General features: G+C 64.6%; 17 protein-coding genes and 2 tRNA genes. 5 read left to right on the forward strand and 14 right to left on the reverse strand.

All coding sequences use genetic code 11. The features are described 5' to 3' along the window. The first annotated feature begins 742 nt into the window (after positions 1-742). The 3 genes from CHB65_RS12470 (at position 743) to CHB65_RS12480 (ending at position 4,767) form a co-directional block, all read left to right on the forward strand. Positions 743-1,303 carry a TATA-box-binding protein gene (locus tag CHB65_RS12470; RefSeq protein WP_089385406.1) on the forward strand — a complete coding sequence of 187 codons (561 nt, stop codon included), beginning with the start codon at positions 743-745 and terminating at the stop codon, positions 1,301-1,303. A 171-nt stretch (positions 1,304-1,474) separates the two neighbouring features. Next, a complete protein-coding gene (locus CHB65_RS12475) occupies positions 1,475-2,947 on the forward strand; it encodes a cobyrinate a,c-diamide synthase (RefSeq protein ID WP_089385407.1) in 1,473 nt (490 codons plus the stop codon). A 104-nt stretch (positions 2,948-3,051) separates the two neighbouring features. Further along, positions 3,052-4,767, forward strand: a complete 1,716-nt coding sequence (locus CHB65_RS12480) for an aldehyde ferredoxin oxidoreductase family protein (protein WP_089385408.1) — start codon at positions 3,052-3,054, stop codon at positions 4,765-4,767. 86 nt (positions 4,768-4,853) lie between these two features. Here CHB65_RS12480 and rpsB read toward each other — a convergent pair whose 3' ends face one another. The 13 genes from rpsB to CHB65_RS12545 all read right to left on the reverse strand — a co-directional run bounded on the left by rpsB (position 4,854) and on the right by CHB65_RS12545 (position 11,152). After that, positions 4,854-5,696 (reverse strand): 30S ribosomal protein S2, encoded by an 843-nt coding sequence (gene rpsB / locus CHB65_RS12485; protein ID WP_089385409.1) that lies wholly within the window; start codon positions 5,694-5,696, stop codon positions 4,854-4,856. Between the two features lie 16 nt (positions 5,697-5,712). Next, complete coding sequence (gene eno, locus CHB65_RS12490; RefSeq protein ID WP_089385410.1) at positions 5,713-6,915, reverse strand: phosphopyruvate hydratase; 1,203 nt, start codon at positions 6,913-6,915, stop codon at positions 5,713-5,715. A gap of 22 nt (positions 6,916-6,937) precedes the next feature. Further along, the gene (locus CHB65_RS12495) at positions 6,938-7,120 is read right to left on the reverse strand and encodes a DNA-directed RNA polymerase subunit K (protein WP_089385411.1); all 183 of its coding nucleotides are present in this window, start codon (positions 7,118-7,120) and stop codon (positions 6,938-6,940) included. 2 nt (positions 7,121-7,122) lie between these two features. Beyond that, on the reverse strand, positions 7,123-7,317 hold the full coding sequence (locus CHB65_RS12500) for a DNA-directed RNA polymerase subunit N (protein ID WP_089385412.1): 195 nt from the start codon (positions 7,315-7,317) through the stop codon (positions 7,123-7,125). A gap of 12 nt (positions 7,318-7,329) precedes the next feature. Then, a complete protein-coding gene (locus CHB65_RS12505; protein ID WP_089385413.1) occupies positions 7,330-7,728 on the reverse strand; it encodes a 30S ribosomal protein S9 in 399 nt (132 codons plus the stop codon). Continuing rightward, positions 7,722-8,171: a 50S ribosomal protein L13 gene (locus tag CHB65_RS12510; RefSeq protein ID WP_089385414.1), complete on the reverse strand. Its 450-nt coding sequence runs from the start codon at positions 8,169-8,171 to the stop codon at positions 7,722-7,724. Before CHB65_RS12510 ends, CHB65_RS12505 begins: the two co-directional genes overlap by 7 nt. Next, entirely contained in the window at positions 8,168-8,521 is a 354-nt protein-coding gene (locus CHB65_RS12515; RefSeq protein ID WP_089385415.1) for a 50S ribosomal protein L18e, read from the reverse strand. The genes CHB65_RS12510 and CHB65_RS12515 overlap by 4 nt, the downstream gene beginning before the upstream one ends. 39 nt (positions 8,522-8,560) lie before the next feature. Then, positions 8,561-8,645 (reverse strand) — tRNA-Leu (locus CHB65_RS12520). A gap of 174 nt (positions 8,646-8,819) precedes the next feature. Beyond that, complete coding sequence (locus tag CHB65_RS12525) at positions 8,820-9,572, reverse strand: DNA-directed RNA polymerase subunit D (RefSeq protein ID WP_089385416.1); 753 nt, start codon at positions 9,570-9,572, stop codon at positions 8,820-8,822. A 1-nt stretch (position 9,573) separates the two neighbouring features. Continuing rightward, the gene (locus CHB65_RS12530) at positions 9,574-9,963 is read right to left on the reverse strand and encodes a 30S ribosomal protein S11 (RefSeq protein ID WP_089385417.1); all 390 of its coding nucleotides are present in this window, start codon (positions 9,961-9,963) and stop codon (positions 9,574-9,576) included. A gap of 6 nt (positions 9,964-9,969) precedes the next feature. Continuing rightward, the gene (locus CHB65_RS12535; protein WP_089385418.1) at positions 9,970-10,497 is read right to left on the reverse strand and encodes a 30S ribosomal protein S4; all 528 of its coding nucleotides are present in this window, start codon (positions 10,495-10,497) and stop codon (positions 9,970-9,972) included. After that, positions 10,494-11,009, reverse strand: coding sequence for a 30S ribosomal protein S13 (locus CHB65_RS12540; RefSeq protein ID WP_089385419.1), 516 nt, complete (start codon positions 11,007-11,009; stop codon positions 10,494-10,496). Before CHB65_RS12540 ends, CHB65_RS12535 begins: the two co-directional genes overlap by 4 nt. A gap of 57 nt (positions 11,010-11,066) precedes the next feature. Beyond that, positions 11,067-11,152 (reverse strand) — tRNA-Ser (locus CHB65_RS12545). 258 nt (positions 11,153-11,410) lie between these two features. Between CHB65_RS12545 and CHB65_RS12550 the strand changes: the two genes are divergently transcribed. Both CHB65_RS12550 and CHB65_RS12555 read left to right on the forward strand, forming a co-directional pair. Then, positions 11,411-12,637, forward strand: a complete 1,227-nt coding sequence (locus CHB65_RS12550) for an MFS transporter (RefSeq protein WP_218818945.1) — start codon at positions 11,411-11,413, stop codon at positions 12,635-12,637. A 299-nt stretch (positions 12,638-12,936) separates the two neighbouring features. Further along, on the forward strand, positions 12,937-13,923 hold the full coding sequence (locus CHB65_RS12555; protein WP_089385421.1) for a bile acid:sodium symporter family protein: 987 nt from the start codon (positions 12,937-12,939) through the stop codon (positions 13,921-13,923). A 30-nt stretch (positions 13,924-13,953) separates the two neighbouring features. Here the strand turns inward: CHB65_RS12555 and CHB65_RS12560 are convergent, their stop codons facing one another. Further along, a complete protein-coding gene (locus CHB65_RS12560) occupies positions 13,954-16,737 on the reverse strand; it encodes an AAA domain-containing protein (protein ID WP_089385422.1) in 2,784 nt (927 codons plus the stop codon). Positions 16,738-16,754: the final 17 nt, after the last annotated feature.

The following is a 16,754-nucleotide window of genomic DNA, read 5'->3' on the forward strand; positions in this document are numbered from 1 at the left end:
GATCGTTCGGGTCAAAACACCATTGCATGGTCTATATGGTGTCCGATGCATCCAGCGTTCCGGATGACACCGAACTACCAAGGCTCACATCAGATTCCCTCTTACGCCGGAGCGCAGGGGGCGGAACCCTCATTTTCTGCGGATCTGAACATTGGATTCGATGAGGCATAAACCCATCGAACGATCCCAGATCCAGCGAAACCGGGCCGAGTTGAACGGCCCGAGTTCGCGGATGCGTTCTTCGCATTCGTTACGAGCCCCGGGGTATACTTAACGCCGTCGAACCATCGCCGCCACGTCATGCGGTTTCATGTGAATGCGTTCTCATGGAGATCCATGATGGACACATAAAATGGTCGGGGAATACGGTCACCAAAGCCGGCCGGCTCCAGTGTCGGATGGCTCAACCACCCCGATCCCCGATACGGCTTGTTCAACGCCGTCTGCGAATCGAAGGAAACGGGCGGAACGTTCGACGGTCGCCAGGACGTGGGAGGGTCGACGGCTACCGTGCGGAGTATATGTAATTCTTATACGACCGCGACGGAGAAAGACGAGACCACATCAAAACGGATATGCTAAATTGAGATGCAAAACACGATTATAAAAGTACAGCTGTATGAAAAATTGCATACATTCCCGTTTATTACAACACGTGCGTTTGATCGACCCCGATCGAGTGCCGGCGATCGTTTATACCACGGACGTTTATAAGGGAGGGGGACACATATAAAAGCGAACGATGACGAACCCTGCAGACTCTATCGAGATACAGAACGTGGTTGCATCGACGGGTATCGGTCAGGAGCTGGACTTGGAGGCGCTGGCGGAGGACCTCCCGGGTGCGGATTTCAACCCCGACAACTTCCCCGGGTTGGTGTACCGCACGCAGGAGCCGAAGGCGGCGGCGCTTATCTTCCGATCCGGAAAGATCGTCTGTACGGGGGCGAAAAGCATCGACGACGTCCACGAGGCGCTCGGGATCATCTTCGAGAAGCTCCGCGGGCTGAGCATCCCCGTTGAAGACGACCCGGAGATCACCGTCCAAAACATCGTCTCGAGCGCCGACCTCGGACACAACCTCAACTTGAACGCCCTCGCGATCGGCCTTGGCTTGGAGGACGTGGAGTACGAACCCGAGCAGTTCCCGGGGCTCGTCTACCGAATGGATACACCGGAGGTCGTCATCCTGCTCTTCGGGAGCGGCAAGATCGTCATTACGGGCGGAAAGCGGACGGACGACGCCGAGGAGGCAGTCGAGGAGATCGTCGAGCGGATCGAGGGGCTGGGTCTGCTCGGCTGAACGGAGCTCGAACGGATACACGAAGGGAACCCTCCGCGAAGGGTTCGGCTTATTTCTAGTCCTGTTGGAGCGGGCGAGACCGGAGCCAGCGCGAAACGACATGGCGGCTACAACGACCCGTCGATGTCGAAAGATACCATACGGTGCGCGACAACGTCAACACGACACCGCATGGAGGGCATCGTCATCGCCGGCACGGCCTCGAACGTCGGCAAGACCGTAACGACGCTCGCCGTTACACGGGCGCTTTCCGACGCCGGGTACGTGCCGATCCCGGCGAAAACCGGTCCGGATTATATCGACCCCAGCCATCATACGGCGATAACGGGGACACAGTCACGAACGCTTGATACGTGGATGCAGGGCGTCGACGGCCTCCGGGAGAACCTCCACCGCTCAGCGAAGACCATCGAACGGGACGTCGCGAGCGGGAAGCGCGAACCAGCCTCCGCGACGGGGGAGGGTGTGAAATCCCCCATAGCCGTCGTGGAGGGGATGATGGGACTTTACGACGGCTCGGTGACCTCGACGGCGGCGACCGCGGCGGCCCTCGACGTACCCGTTGTGCTGGTGGTGGACGCCGCCGCGGGGATGCAGAGCGTCGGGGCCACGGCGCTCGGATTTAAAGCGTACGCGACGCACGCCGAGCTCCCTCCGGAAGTAACGAGGACCGTGGACGATCCGCGAGTGAACGTCGTCGGCGTGATCGCCGCGCGCGCACATCCGGGAACCCACGCGGACGGGATCAAGCGGTCGATACCGGACGGGATGACCTGGCTCGGCTACGTGCCACCGATGAACGACCTCGAGATCCCGGATCGGCATCTCGGGCTACATATGGGGTCGGAGGTGTCGATCCCGACGGACGCGATCGCGAAGGCCGCGGAGACGATCGACGGGGAGGCGATCGCGAGGATGGCCACGCCGGTCCCGGGTCCACAACCCTCCGAGGAGGACGACGGGCGGTCGGAGCGGACCCGATCACCTCCGAACGAGGCCACGGTCGCCGTCGCCGTCGACGAGGCCTTCCGGTTCATCTATCCGGCCACGCTCGAACGGCTCCGCGAGCTGGCCGCTGTCGTGACGTTCGCACCGACCGCCGGGGAGGATCTCCCGGCGTGTGATGCCGTATACCTCCCTGGGGGCTATCCTGAGAGCCATGGTCCGGCCCTCGAGGGCTCGCCAGCCCTCTCGAGTCTCGCGGATCGTGCCGCGGATGGGCTTCCTATCCTCGGCGAGTGCGGCGGGTTGATGGCTCTCGTCGAGTCGCTGACGACGACCGACGGGGGGACGTATCGGATGGCCGGCGTCCTTCCGGGAACCGTCACGATGCGGGACCGGTATCAGGCGCTCGATCACGTCGAGTTCGTCGCGACCGAAGACAACGCCACCGCGACCGCCGGTGAGCGACACCGAGGCCACGAGTTTCACTACTCGGCACACACGTTTCCGGGCGGAGAGGCGTTCGACGTCGAGTCGGACGCCCGGTTCGTCTTCGACATGGCTCGTGGGAAGGGGATCGATGGAGAGCACGACGGCTTGTCTGAATATCGTACCGTTGGAACCTACTCACACCGTCATCCCGCAAGCGGTGCCTTCGACAATCTGGTGGAGGCGGCTCGAACCTATTCGCGTGGACCGTAGATATCGCCGTCGGGGAGGCCAGCGGCTGTCGTTTTGATCGGACACGTCTCACGGCCCGGCCACCCGAAGGTAGAGCTTTATCACTCCGTCCACAACGCCGATCCATGCTTCACGCCGAGGGGCCCCTCCTCACGCTCGACCTCACGGAGCGACGCGCGACGCGAACGCCGATCGACGGAATCCTCGAACGATACATCGGCGGCCGTGGCGTGGCGACGGCGCTCGCACACGATCGCATCCCCTTCGATGCGGACCCGTTTGGTCCCGAAAACCGAGCCTATCTCGCCACGGGTCCGCTCCAGCTCTCACACACGTCGTTCACCGGCCGGATGTCGATGACTGCCCTCTCGCCGCTCACGGATGGATTGGCCTCGACGAACGCCGGCGGCTATCTCTCCCGGGAGTTCGCGGGGGCAGGCATCTCCACCCTGGAGATCACGGGCGCGAGCGACGAGCTGCTCATCGCACACGTCGACGACGACGGTGTCGAGTTCGAGCCGGTCCCCGACCTCGTCGGCGCCACGGTTCCGGAGGTCTCCGAACATATCGCGGAGACCCGGGGGCTCGGACCCGAAAACTGTATCACGATCGGCCCGGCGGGTGAGAACCTCGTTCGGTTCGCCTGCGTGATGACCTACGACTCGCGCGCCTTCGGACGCGGGGGGCTCGGTGCCGTTCTCGGGTCGAAAAACCTCAAAGCCGTCACGTTCTCCGGCGACGCCCATCCGGAGATCGAGATTCCGGATCCACCCGCGATGGACATCCACCGGGAGGCCGCCACGTCCGATGATCGGATGAAACGACAGGGCACGACCGGCGGGACCGAGTTCATCAACGAGAACTTCTCGCTTCCCACCCGCTACTTCGAGGCGTACGAATTCGAGAGTGCGGCCGCCATCGGCGGCGACGCGGTCGAAGAAAAAAAGTACAAAAAGGAGGCCTGCTCGCAGTGTGCATACGCCTGTAAGCTTCCTACACGCGACGAGGAAACCGGCGTCGAGACGGAGGGTCCGGAGTTCGAGACCGTCTACGCGTTCGGCTCCTCACAGGGCGTCGGCGATATCGTCGACGTGATGCGTGCGAACGAACTGTGTGACACCCTCGGGATGGACACCATCTCGGCGGGGGTCACCGTCGCCGCCTACCTGAAAAGCGAGGATGCCTTCGGCGACGCCGAACTCGCCCGCGAGGTCACGAAACGGATCGCCTATCGGGAGGATGATGACGAGCTCGCCGACCTGCTTGCGGAGGGAGTACACCGCGCCCACGACGAACTCGGTGTGGAGAATTACACGGTGAAAGGGATGGAGTTCGCCGCCCATGACGGCCGCGTCCTCCACGGACAGGGGCTCTCGTACGCGGTCGCGAACCGTGGAGGCGACCACATGTACGCCGGAATGCTCTCGCCGGAGTACGCCGGCGAGATCGATCCGGAAGGGACGCTTGGAAAGTCCGAACTCCTCGTGGAAAAAGAGAACCGGAACGCCATCCGCGACTCCGCCATCGTCTGTGCGTTCGGAAGCGACTACATGACCCCGGAACGGCTGGCGACGCTGCTCGGTCGTTCGGACGATGAACTCCTCGAAATCGGCGCGGAGACGATCGAACGGGAGCGGCACTTCAATAATCAGCGCGGCAAGGACATCGCCGACGACGACTTGCCATACGACATCCCCGACATCGAGGAGGCCATTCAGGAATACTATGCCGAGCGAGGCCTGCGCGAGGATGGGACGATCCCGAGCGAACGGATCGAACCCGTCGCCGTCAGTCTCGGTAGGGAGTCCGGGACACACGACGGATCACCCGCCGACGATTGAGGTCCTGCGGACGGTTGCAGTCGTTTCCGCGAGCGCACCGCTATCCGGTCGACGATGGAAGAAGTCGGTCGGGTGAAATCCGAAGCTTACAGCTCGTCCTCGAAGTCGTCGAGCGCGAAGACGGTGTCAGCGCCACGGCGGTCGAGCGTCTCGTTGGCGAGGAGCCAGTAGACGACCGACAGGGCACGACGGCCCTTGTTGTTCGTCGGAATGACGAGGTCGACGTTCGAGAGCTGGTTGTTCGAGTCACACATCGCGATGACGGGGATGCCGACGGTGATCGCCTCCTTGACAGCTTGGGCGTCACCGATCGGGTCGGTGACCACGACGACATCGGGCTCGATGTAACCGGCGTAATCCGGGTTCGTCAGCGTCCCTGGAATGAACCGACCGGTGCGGGCCCGCGCGCCGATGGCGTCCGCGAACTTCTCGGCTGGGAACCGACCGTACTGTCGCGAGGACGTGACGAGGATCTGCTCCGGGTCGTAGTTCGCGAGGAAGTCCGCGGCGGTACGGATCCGACCGTCGGTCTGGCTGACGTCGAGCACGTAGAGCCCGTCGTCACGCACGCGGTGGATGAACCGCTCCATGTCCTTCGTCTTCTGCTGGGTCCCGATGTGGACACCGGCCGAGAGGTAGTCCTCGACGGGGATGAGCAGGTCCGCGTCCTCATCCGGCATCACGTCGTCGTCGAACGGCGACGTGTCTTCCTCGGCTTCTTCGGCTTCTTCGGCAGCATCGGCTTCCGCTCCCTCCGCAACGTCTTCGGTGGGTGCATCCACGTCCGGTTCAGCCTCGACGTCCGCGTCCTCCGCGGCCGCGTCGGCGGTCGATTCCTCGCTCGTGGCGGCCTCCTCCTCGGCGTCGGCGTCGACCGTTTCGGTCTCCGCGTCGGCGTCGAGTTCGACCGCGTCGTTGTCTTTCGTCATACGTGTTTGGGATCCGTCATACCGCGTCGTCCGCGATGCGGATCAGTTCGTTCAGTTTGGCCGTTCGCTCGCCACCGACCGATCCCGTCTTGATAAAGGCGGCATCGGTCGCGACGGCGAGGTGTGCGATGGTCGTGTCCTCGGTCTCACCGGACCGGTGAGAGATGGCACACTCCATCTCGTTTCGGTGTGCGAGTTCGACCGCGTCGAAGGTGTCCGAGAGCGTCCCGATCTGGTTCGGCTTGATCAGGATGCTGTTCGCCGCATCCATATCGATCCCCTTCTGAAGACGTTTGACGTTCGTCACGAAGAGGTCGTCCCCGCAGACCAGCGTCCGGTCACCGACGCGTTCCGTAAGCGCCGTGAACGCCTCGTAATCGTTCTCATCGAAGGGGTCCTCGACGTATGCGAGGTCGTACTCGTCGACGAGTTCGGCGATGTACTCGACCTGCTCGTCCGCCGATTTCGTCTCGTCGCCGTAGACGTAGACCTCCTCGTCGGCGTCATACAACTCCGCGGCCGCGACGTCGAGCCCGAAACGGACCTCGAAGCCCACCTCGTCTTCGACGCGCTCGACCGCCTCCTCGACGACCTCGAACGCCTCGGCGTCGGAGATCGGCGGTGCCCACGCGCCCTCGTCACCCTTCGCTGCGGGCACGCCACGTTCATCGAGGATATCCGCGACAGTCCCGTGGACCGTCGCGTTCGCGAAGACCGCCTCCGCGACGCTCGGCGCGCCGACGGGTGCGGCGAGGAACTCCTGGATATGAGTCGCCTCCTTCGCGTGCTCGCCGCCACCGATGACGTTGCCGAGCGGCGTGGGGAAGTTATCGCCACGGAACGCGCCACCGAGGTGCTGGTACAGCGGGGCACCGAGCACGTCGGCGGCCGCCTTCGCGGCGGCCATCGAGATGGCGACGGCGCTGTTCGCGCCGATGGCCGAGAAGTCCTCGGTCCCGTCGGCGGCCCGGAGCGCCCCATCGACCGAGCGCTGGTCGCCGGCGAAGAGGCCCTCAAGCCGCGGGATCGCGTGTTCTCTCGCCGAGGCGATCGCCTCGGTTGGCGGGAGTTCGATCGCCTCGAACTCCCCGGTCGATGCGCCGCTCGGTGCGGCCGCGCGGCCGAAGCCGCCCGACTCCGTGAGCACGTCGGCCTCGACGGTGGGGTTCCCACGCGATTCGAGGATCCGACGCAGTGAAACTGATGTGATTCGGGTCATTGGTTGGTCTTCCTCCCAAGGATCATTCGTTCGTCTCCCTCCTGACGGTGAACGGAAGCGCCCCCGCGTCGTACTCCTCGGCGGCGACGAGTATCGGCTCGGTCCGATCGGTCTCGATGAGCACGGGCGCACCGTAGGACACCTGTAGCGCTCGCGCACCGAGTATTCGGGCCTTTTCGTACCGATTGTGTCTCTGTTCCGGCATGATTACTGATAGGGCGAGACGACGTCGACGAGGTTCCGGTGTGAAACCATCATGCGTCGACAGCAGTGTCGGTTCACCCCGAGGTCGTCGAGGACCTCGCCGGGGTCCTCATCGCCCTCTCGGGCGCGCTCTTCGAATTCCTCCCAGTGTTCGGCGACGACGTTGCCGCACGTGAAACACCGGACGGGGATCATCATAGCGTGACCACCTCAGCGGTAGGACTTCTGGTAGCGGGCACGTGCGCCTGGTCCGCCCCACTTTTTGGGCTCGGACTGGCGGACGTCGTTCACCAGAAGCGTCCGGTCGAAGTTCATGTAGGCGTCACGCAGCTCGGCGTCGCCGAGATGCTGGACGAGTCCACGTGCGATGGCGGTGCGAGCCGCGTCGGCCTGCCCGCTGAACCCGCCGCCCGAGACGTCGACGTCGATGTCGACGCCGTCACGGAGGTCGTCGCCGGCGATGCGGAACGGTTCCAACATCTTGAGCCGCGCCTGCTCCGGTTCGACCAGCTCGACTGGCTGGGAGTTGATGCGTACCCGGCCCTGCCCGTCGCGCACCGTGGCGCGGGCGACGGCCGTCTTCTTCTTGCCTGAGGTGTTCGTTACCATGTGACGTTCGCTCCCAGTGACTCGGAGATCTCCCCGAGCGTCGTGAACTTGATGTTCGAGAGTCGATCCAGCGAGGTATCCTCCAAGACGACGGGTTCGACGTCTTCGTCGCGCTCGTAGGGGTTGCCGACGTAGACGCGGACGTTCGAGAACGCCTCGCGGCCGTCGTCGGTCTTATACGGCACCATGCCCCGAATGGCCCGCTTGAAGATGCGGTCCGGGCGCTTCGGATAGTACGGCCCGCTGTCGGAGCCGAGTTCCGCGCGCTTGTGGTAGGTCTCCATCGTGGCCTCGGTGTTGCCGGTGATCACGGCGCGTTCGGCGTTGATCACGGCGACCGTCTCGCCGGCGAGCGCGCGCTGGGCGACCTCCGAGGAGACGCGTCCGAGAATGCAGTCCCGGGCGTCGACGACGACATCGGCGTCGATAGTCGCGAGGCTCATCGGATCACCCGCACGTTGCTGCCGTCGGGGTTCTGTTCAACGAACTGTTCAAGCGTCACCGCTTCGCCGGCCTGGTCGATCTTCGTGCGGGCCGTTCCCGAGAAGTCGACGGCGGCGACGGTGACGTTCTTTTCGAGCACACCGCTGCCCAGCACCTTGCCGGGGACGACGACCGTCTCGTCTTCCTGCGCGTATCGTTCGATACGGCCCAGGTTGACCTCAGCGTGCGTGCGCCGTGGCTTTTCGAGTCGATCCGCGACGTCCTGCCATACGTTGGCACCGGACTCCCGCGAGGTCGACTTCAGCTCGGCGATGAGGTTCTGTAATTGTGGATTCGTCTTGCTACTCATAGCTGTCCCTCCGAGTTGGAGAGTGTCGTGAAAACGGAGTGCAGGGAGCAGGATTTGAACCTGCGGACCTCTACAGGACAGCGCCCTGAACGCTGCGCCGTTGGCCTGACTTGGCTATCCCTGCGTGCACTCCATCGTACCCCGGCTCCATTCAAACCACTTTCGGTCCCGTCGTCGCCCGCGCGAGCGAACACGCTCGAACCGACGCCGGCGGTCGACGTCGACGCGACAGCATCGATCGATGCCGTGTCGGGGGCGGTCGGAATCTGGGTGGTGTTGGGAGCCATGGTGGGTACGGTTATACCGCGACCTTCGTTCGTAGTTCGTCCGCGCGCCCCTCGATGGAGTCGATCGCGCGGAGCAGCAGTTCCTCGACGCTGAAGGAGCCGTCCGTCTCGATGTGGAAGACGAACGCGCCCGGAACGTCCTCGACGCTGACCTCCTTGCCGGGATACCGTTTCGAGAGGTCGTTGTCGAACTCGTCGGTCACGACGATATCGCCGTCGGGGGTCTCGATGACGCCGCGAAGGATTCGCGGCTCGTCGTCATCGAACTCGCCGAGGTCGCCCTCGATCGTGACCCGCTGGAGATGTCGGTAGCCCACCGAGACGCCGCCCTGATGTTTGGCGTGCTCCTTGCCGGTGTTCAACACCGCGTCGGCCTCGAACTCCAGCCGCTGTCCCTCCTTGAGTTCGACGATGGGGACGTTCTCGTCCGCCGGTTGGACGAGCGGTTCGGCGGTCTCGATGTCGCCGGAGTAGGCCGTGCCGGGGCCCTCCACGTCGAGCGCGAGGGTGACCTCGTCACCGATCTCGAACTCGTCGACCGGAGTCGTCAGCGGGATGAGCCCGAGACGGAGACCGATCATCTCATCGAACATCACCGAGGAGTTCTCGATGAACCGAACGGTATCGATCGAGAACGTCGGCACGTCCGCGATCATCGCCCGGCGGATGCCGTTGGCGAACGCGGGGGTGAGCCCCCGGATGAGCACCCGGGCGCTCCGCTCGTCGCGTTCGACGTACTCCACGTCGAAATCGGCGTCAGTCATGTTAGACTCGCTTGTTCTTCGGTGCCTTCGTCCCGTCGTGTGGGATGGGCGTTACGTCCTCGATCCGGCCGATCTCGATGCCCGCACGAGAGAGCGCGCGGATCGTCGCCTGCGCACCGGGACCGGTGGACTTGTTGAGGTTGCCGCCGGGGCCACGCACGCGGACGTGCAGGCCCTCCAGGCCGGCTTCCTTCACGCGCTCGGCGACGACGTCCGCCATCTGCATGGCGGCGTACGGCGACGCCTCGTCGCGGTTCTGTTTCACCACGGTCCCGCCGGAGGACTTCGCGATCGTCTCCGCGCCCGTCTCGTCGGTGACGGTGATGAGCGTGTTGTTGAACGATGCATACACGTGGGCGATCCCCCACTTTCCGTCCGATGATCCACTCATGATTGGTTACTCCTGTGACTCCGCGCGCTCCGGATGGAGGTCATCCGCGAGCGGGCTCGTCTCATCGAAGGCGACTGCACCCTCATCGGACACGTCGAGTTTCACCGACGGCCGCGTGACGCGGGCGCCGTTGACCGTGATGTGTCCGTGAACGATGAACTGGCGTGCCTGCTGTGGCGAGGACGCGAATCCCTGGCGGTAGACGATCGTCTGGAGCCGCCGTTCCAACAGGTCCGTGACATCGAGCGATAGGACCGTCGAGATGTCGTCGTTATCGCCGAGGATGCCGATCCGTCGCAGCCGGGCGACGAAATCCGCGCCGTTCTCCTGGGCGAGCTCCGCGTCACCCTGTGCCTCACCGAGGAGGCGTCGGGCCTCACGGCGCATGTTGCGGAGTTCGGACTCCGCACGCCAGAGTTCCTCTTTGTTTTTCAAGCCGTATCGCGAGAGCAGATCGGACTCCTGTGCGATGCGCTCTCCCTGATACGGGTGGTTCGGGGTCTCATACCCCTTGGTGTTCTTGCCGGTGCTCATTCGTCATCACCCTCCTCGGCCATGTCCTCGCGGATCTCCTCGACGTTGACGCCGATGGTCCCCTCGGTCCGGCCGGTGGATTTCGTCCGCTGTCCGCGAACCTTCTGGCCGCGTTTGTGGCGGACGCCTTTGTACGACTCGATGAGTTTCATCCGGTTGATGTCGTGACGCCGCTTCTCGGTGACGTCGGTGCCAACGAGGTGGCTCGTCTCCCCGGTGAAAAAGTCGTTCTGTCGGTTCGTCATCCACGACGGGACGTGGTCCGCGAGGTTCTCGACGATATCGACGACCGTGTCGATCTCCTCCTCGTCGAGCAGGCCGAACGTGGCGTGTCGGTCCACGTCGGCTTCCTCGGCGACCAGCCGCGCCGTGCGCGTGCCGATGCCGTTGAGTTCTGCCAGGCTCCGCTCGACCGTCTTCGTCCCGTCGAGGTCCGTGCCCCCGATCCGAACGAAGTACTGGAGGTTCTCCGCCTCCTCCGGTGAGCCGTCCTGAGATTCTTCCGTGCTCATGTGTTGGTTGTGGTGAGCCCTACCGGCGCGAATCCGGCGGGATCTCGTCCGTTCGAGCGTTGCGGCGGGGATTCGAACCCCGGAGGCAGTGACGCCACAGAGTTAGCAACCCTGCGCCTTGGGCCAGACTTGGCTACCGCAACCCGCGTTGTATCGTCGCCCTTTCGGACTCGGGACCCGATGCCCCTGCAGTTCTTGCGTTCGAATACACCCGTGTTCGCTACTTAAATATCACGAAACGGCCGGGGGACTGTGTGGCGGTCACATAGTCGTCCAACCGACCGAAGGGAGAACCTGTGGTGCCGACGATCGGTGCGTGAGAATAGCGAGACCGTGGTGAGTATCGGACCTCCCCTTCCGGCTTCACAACCTTGATGCCGCGGACCGATAATTTTTCAACGGTGTCACCGATTCCTTTGGACGCGCTTTCGATTCTAACGCGTGAGGCGAAGGGACTCTGGAGCCACGGTCGAGGACCGATTCTGGTCGCGATCGCCGGTGGCTGGTTCCTCTCGATCGGCGTCCGAATGATCTATCCGATCCTGCTCCCGCATCTACGAACCGCCTACGGCCTCGATCTCACGACGGCCGGGCTCTTATTGACCGTCCTGTTCGTCGCGTATGGTCTCGGTCAGTTTCCGGGTGGCCTGCTGGCGGACCGGTTCGGCGAGAAGGCCATCCTGATCGTCAGTTCGACCATCTCCGTGGCGACGCTCGCGTTGATCGTGACCGCCGGATCGACCGCCGTGCTCTTCGCCGTCACGGCGCTTTTCGGGGTCGGCGTTGCGCTGTACGCCGTCGCCCGATACACCATCCTCGCCGACCTCTATCCGGAACGCGTCGGGGCTGCAAACGGCGTCGTCTCCGGGGCGGCCGACCTCGGCCAGTCGATCCTCCCGCCGATCGCCGGGTTTCTCGCCGCCGTGCTCGCTTGGCAGTTCGGCTTTGCCTTCGCGATCCCGCTGTTCGCCCTCGCCGCGGTCGCACTCTGGCTCGCGGTTCCCTCCCATCGATCGGAATCCACTCGAAGCGCCGATCGACCGTCGTTCGAGTCCGCGCGAGCCGTCCTCTCCGGGCTCCGGATCCCGGCGGTCGTCTACGGCACGGGGTTGCTGTTGCTCGGCGTAACGGTCTGGCAGGCGTTTACGGGGTTCTACCCGACGTATCTGATCGACGAGAAGGGGCTCTCTGCAACCCTCGCCGGCGTGCTCTTCGGACTCTTCTTCGCGCTCGGCGTCGTCGTTCAACCCCTCTCCGGGGCTGCATACGACCGCATCGGCGTTGGACGGACGCTGGTGTTCGTGATGGGCGTTGCAGCCGTCGGCCTCGTGATTCTCACTCAGCTTGAGAGCTTCTGGCCACTCGCCGCCGTGACGGTGCTTTTGAGCACGTTGCTCGGCTTTGCGACGGTGACCCAGACGCACCTGATCCTCGCGCTCCCCGACGACATTCAGGGAACCGGGTTCGGAATCCTCCGGACGATCTCGTTTACCGTCGGCGCGAGTAGCCCGGTCCTCGTCGGAGCGGCGGCCGACCGCGGATTTTTCGACGAGGCGTTTCTGGCGCTTGCGGCGCTGGCCGGGCTGACGGTCCTTCTCGGCTTCGTGACGCCAGCCGCGAATGAGTGAAACGCGAACTGAGTGAACCGAAGCGGGTTCAAACCCCTCCTGCAGTCGTCCCGACGAACTCCGCGACAATGTCCCCGACCTAATGTCATATTAGTTATTGATGCTCAGAGGAAACGGGACGATATGAACGGTACTGAGGGAGTTGAAGGGGGTTCGGTCGTTGATTTTACTGGAATCTTCTGTGGCATTTGATACCCGCCGACGAGGAAGCCAATAAAATTATTATTAATTGTTATCCAGTCTCAAGACATGATCCCACACACGGCGCACGTCGCGCACAACGGGACCGGAGGTGGCCGATGAGTTGGCTGAACACGTTGGAGCGGATCGGCTCGTTCACGAGCCGCTTTTTCGTCGCCTGGGTGCTGTTGTTCTCGGCCGTCGCGCTCTACACGCCGGGGACGTTCACCCCGCTCGGCGACTATATCTCGATCCTCCTCGGGGTCATCATGCTCGGGATGGGCCTGACGCTCACGCCCGCCGATTTCAAACGGATCATCGAACGGCCGCGTGACGTCCTGATCGGTTCGCTGGCCCAATGGGTGATCATGCCGGCGGCGGCATATCTCCTCGTGATCGGCCTCGGGCTCCCCTGGGAGATCGGCGTCGGGCTGATCCTCGTGGGGGCCGCACCGGGCGGGACCGCCTCGAACGTGATGACGTACCTCGGCCGCGGTGACGTCGCCCTCTCGGTGACGATCACCTCGGTGACGACGCTCGCCGCGCCGCTGGTGATGCCGGCGTGGGTGATCCTCCTCGCGGGCGAGCAGATCACCGTCACCTTCGCGGAGATGGCCGAGGAGATCGTCCTCATCGTGCTGATCCCCGTCATCGCGGGGCTCACGCTTCGATACCTCCTCGATCAGTACGCGCCGACGGCGGCGAAAGCCGGACTCTCCATCTTCCCGGCGATCAGCGTTGCCGCCATCGTCGCCATCGTCGCGGCCGTCGTCGGGCTCAACGTCGAGAACATCCTCACCGCGAGCGCCGTCGTCTTCCTCGCCGTGATCCTCCACAACGGGGTGGGGCTCGGGTCCGGGTACGGGATCGGCCGCCTGACGGGAATGGCGGAGGACCGCTCCCGTGCCTGCGCGTTCGAGGTCGGCATGCAGAACAGCGGCCTGGCGGTCGCGCTGGCGGTCGCGTTCTTCGATCCGATCGCCGCGTTGATCCCCGCGCTGTTCAGCGTCTGGCACAACGTCAGCGGCCCGGCGCTCGCGAACTACTTCACGCGGATCGACGGCGAACCAGTCGCCGAGTACGAACCGGGGATTACGAGCGACTAGATCCGCCTCGAAACCACGCGATCTCCCTTTTTATCGCCGCGCCCACGCCAGCATTCGCCTATAAAACGGATCGGAGGCAAGCGCCGCCGCGTCGCCGACGAGCGTGAGTTCCTTCTTCGCGCGTGTGAGCGCGACGTTGACCCGGCGATAATCATCGAAGATCGGCCCGTCAAGCGTGCCACTCGCGACGAACGAGACGACGATCACCTCCTTCGCGGAGCCCTGAAACCGGTCGACGGTGTCGACCGTCACGTCCGTCCGACGGGAGATCTCCGCGACCTGCGCACGGAACGGGGCGATCACGCCGATGTCGTCGGGATCGACGCCCGCCTTGATGTACGATGCAACGATCTCCGCGACCCGCTCGGCTTCCCGAACGTTGCGGTTGCCGTCGCGGCGACCGTCCGGATCGATGAAGTTCACGCCGTGACCCAGTTCCTCCGGGAGGTCGTCCACTGCCACGCCGAGGTCCGTCAGGCTCTGTCCGGCGACCGCGGGCGTCGCCGGACGCAACGCCCCGTCGTAGAACTCCGCGGAGGCGAACGCCTGGATTCGCTGACTCATTCGGTACTGCCGATCGAGCATCACGCCGGCGTCCGGGTACAGTTCGATGAGTCGCTCGAAAAGCGATCGCTGCAGGTCGTTCTCGGCGCGGACGACGGGCGGCAGCTGTTGGTGGTCGCCCACGAGGACGAACCGGTCCGCGAGCGTGATGGCCGCATGGGTGCTCGGCTCGGTGAGCTGTGAGGCCTCGTCGACGAGCGCGACGTCGAACTCGCACTCCCGAAGCACCCGCGATCCGCAGGCGGCGGTCGTGGCGGCGACCACGGGGGCGGTTTTCAGTTCCGCCGCGCGCTCGTCCGGGTCGCCGCGAGTCCGTAGCCGAACGTCCTGCATGTCCTCCCGGACGCCGGTTTCGGTCCCGACCCGGACGACGTCCTCGAAGCCCTGATCCCGGAGCGCCTCCAGGGCGTTGTCGACCGCGCGGTTCGTGAACGCCGCGAGCAACACCCGATCGCCACGTTCACAGAGCGCGCGGATCGTCCGCGCGATGGTGTAGGTCTTGCCGGTCCCCGGCGGGCCGTGGATCAACGCGCAGTCCGCCGCGCGGACCGCGAGGTCGACGGCGGCGTTCTGGGAGGCGTTGTTGTCGATGTAGACCGGTTCCGCACCCTCATCGGACAAATCCGCGTCGCCGGCGGCCCCCGACCCGACCACGCTTTTAAATGCCGGCTCCCGCCGACCGAAGATCACGTCCTTCCGATCGGGATCCCCTTTTAATACCGCGTCGTGGAGGGCGGTGAGCATCCGATCGACGGAGATCTCGGAGGGGTAGACGTCGAGCCGCCGGAGGGTGACCGGTTCGTCCGCCTCGACGACGACCTCGCCATCTGGACCGAGCCGACGAATCCGGACGAGTTCAGCATGCCCGCCGACCGGGTCGCCGTCGCTCGCGAGCGCCACGTCGCCCTCGCGGAGCTTCGAGACGGCATCGCCCGGCTTGCGAGCCCGGAGTTCCCACCGCGCCTCCGAGATCTCGGTTTTGCCGAGCGGTTCGAGGTCGATGAGCGCCCGGTCGTCGGCCGCCCGCTCCGCAGGCGTCTGTTCCCAGAGTTTTCGATACTCCGCGTGCGTCTCGCGGCGCTCCTCCTCGATCGCGGTATAAAAGCGGTCGAAATAGACAAGCTCCTCGTCGGGCACCGGTCGGCCGACCTGTCCGGCCTTCGACTCCTGGTCGAGCCGCCCGGAGACGACCATACAGGTGTCCTGCTCGAAGCAGAACTGACACTTCGCGTCGGCCTCGTAGCCCGTGGGCACCGTCGGACGGGTTCGGGCTTCGTCGCCTCCATCGTCGTCCACGGTGTCAACGTCCGGGGCGTCGTCGTTCGCAGCGTCGTGCAACGCGCGCCACTCCATCGCGGCGAGCGCGTTGCGCTCACGGACGACGAACTCCAGAAAGCCCCGACCGACGGAGAACTCCTTCGCGGGCGCGAGGTCGCCGGATTCCTCGTTGCGATCGAGGGCGGTGTTTTTCGTATATAACAGCGTCCCGATGTCCGGGTCCTCACCGCGCTCCTCAAGCATCAGCGCGTAGCAGGCGGCCTGCACCTTGTCGTGAAACCGCGGCTCGCGGTTGGTGTTCTTCCCCGTCTTCAGTTCGACGGGCGTCCCGCGGCGAAGCGCGTCGGCACGGCCCTTCAGCCCGAACCTCGGCGAGATGAGGGTGAACTCCGAGCGCCACGTGTCCTCATCGGTGAGGGTTCCCTGCGCGAGCCACCCCTCGATCGCCGCGGCGTTGCGACGGACCTCGTCTTCGACCTCGGCCGCGTCGTAGCCGAGCAGACCCAGATCGAGCCCGGCTTCCGCGACGCGCTCGGTGACCGACTCCTCGAGGTCGACGCCACGGAGCAGGTCGCCGAACACCTCGTGGACGATGGTCCCCTTCACGACCGGGTAATTCAGCGGGATCCCGGAGAGTTTATTTAAATAGTACATCCGGGGACACTGCACCCACGAGCGGATCCCCGTGACGTCGACGAGGAAGTCGGGTTCGAGCACGACCCACGACTCCCGGGTCGTCGCGTAGGTCGTCTCCCCACGGAACTCGTCGACCTCCACGTCGGTCACGAGCAGCTCCATCCCGATCCGGGCATGCTCACCCGTCTGTGCCCACTTACCCCAGAGCGTCACCCGGACGGGATCGGCCGCCCCGCGTTCCGGCCGGATCCGGATCTCACGAAGCTCGCGATCGCCATACGACGTCGAGACGGTCCGCGTGTCCTCCACCGAGACGATCGGTCCCCGAACGTTCACGGCTGTACTCGCTCGGC

Origin of the sequence: Halorubrum vacuolatum (genome assembly GCF_900188065.1) — an archaeon.
GTDB classification, from domain to species: domain Archaea; phylum Halobacteriota; class Halobacteria; order Halobacteriales; family Haloferacaceae; genus Halorubrum; species Halorubrum vacuolatum.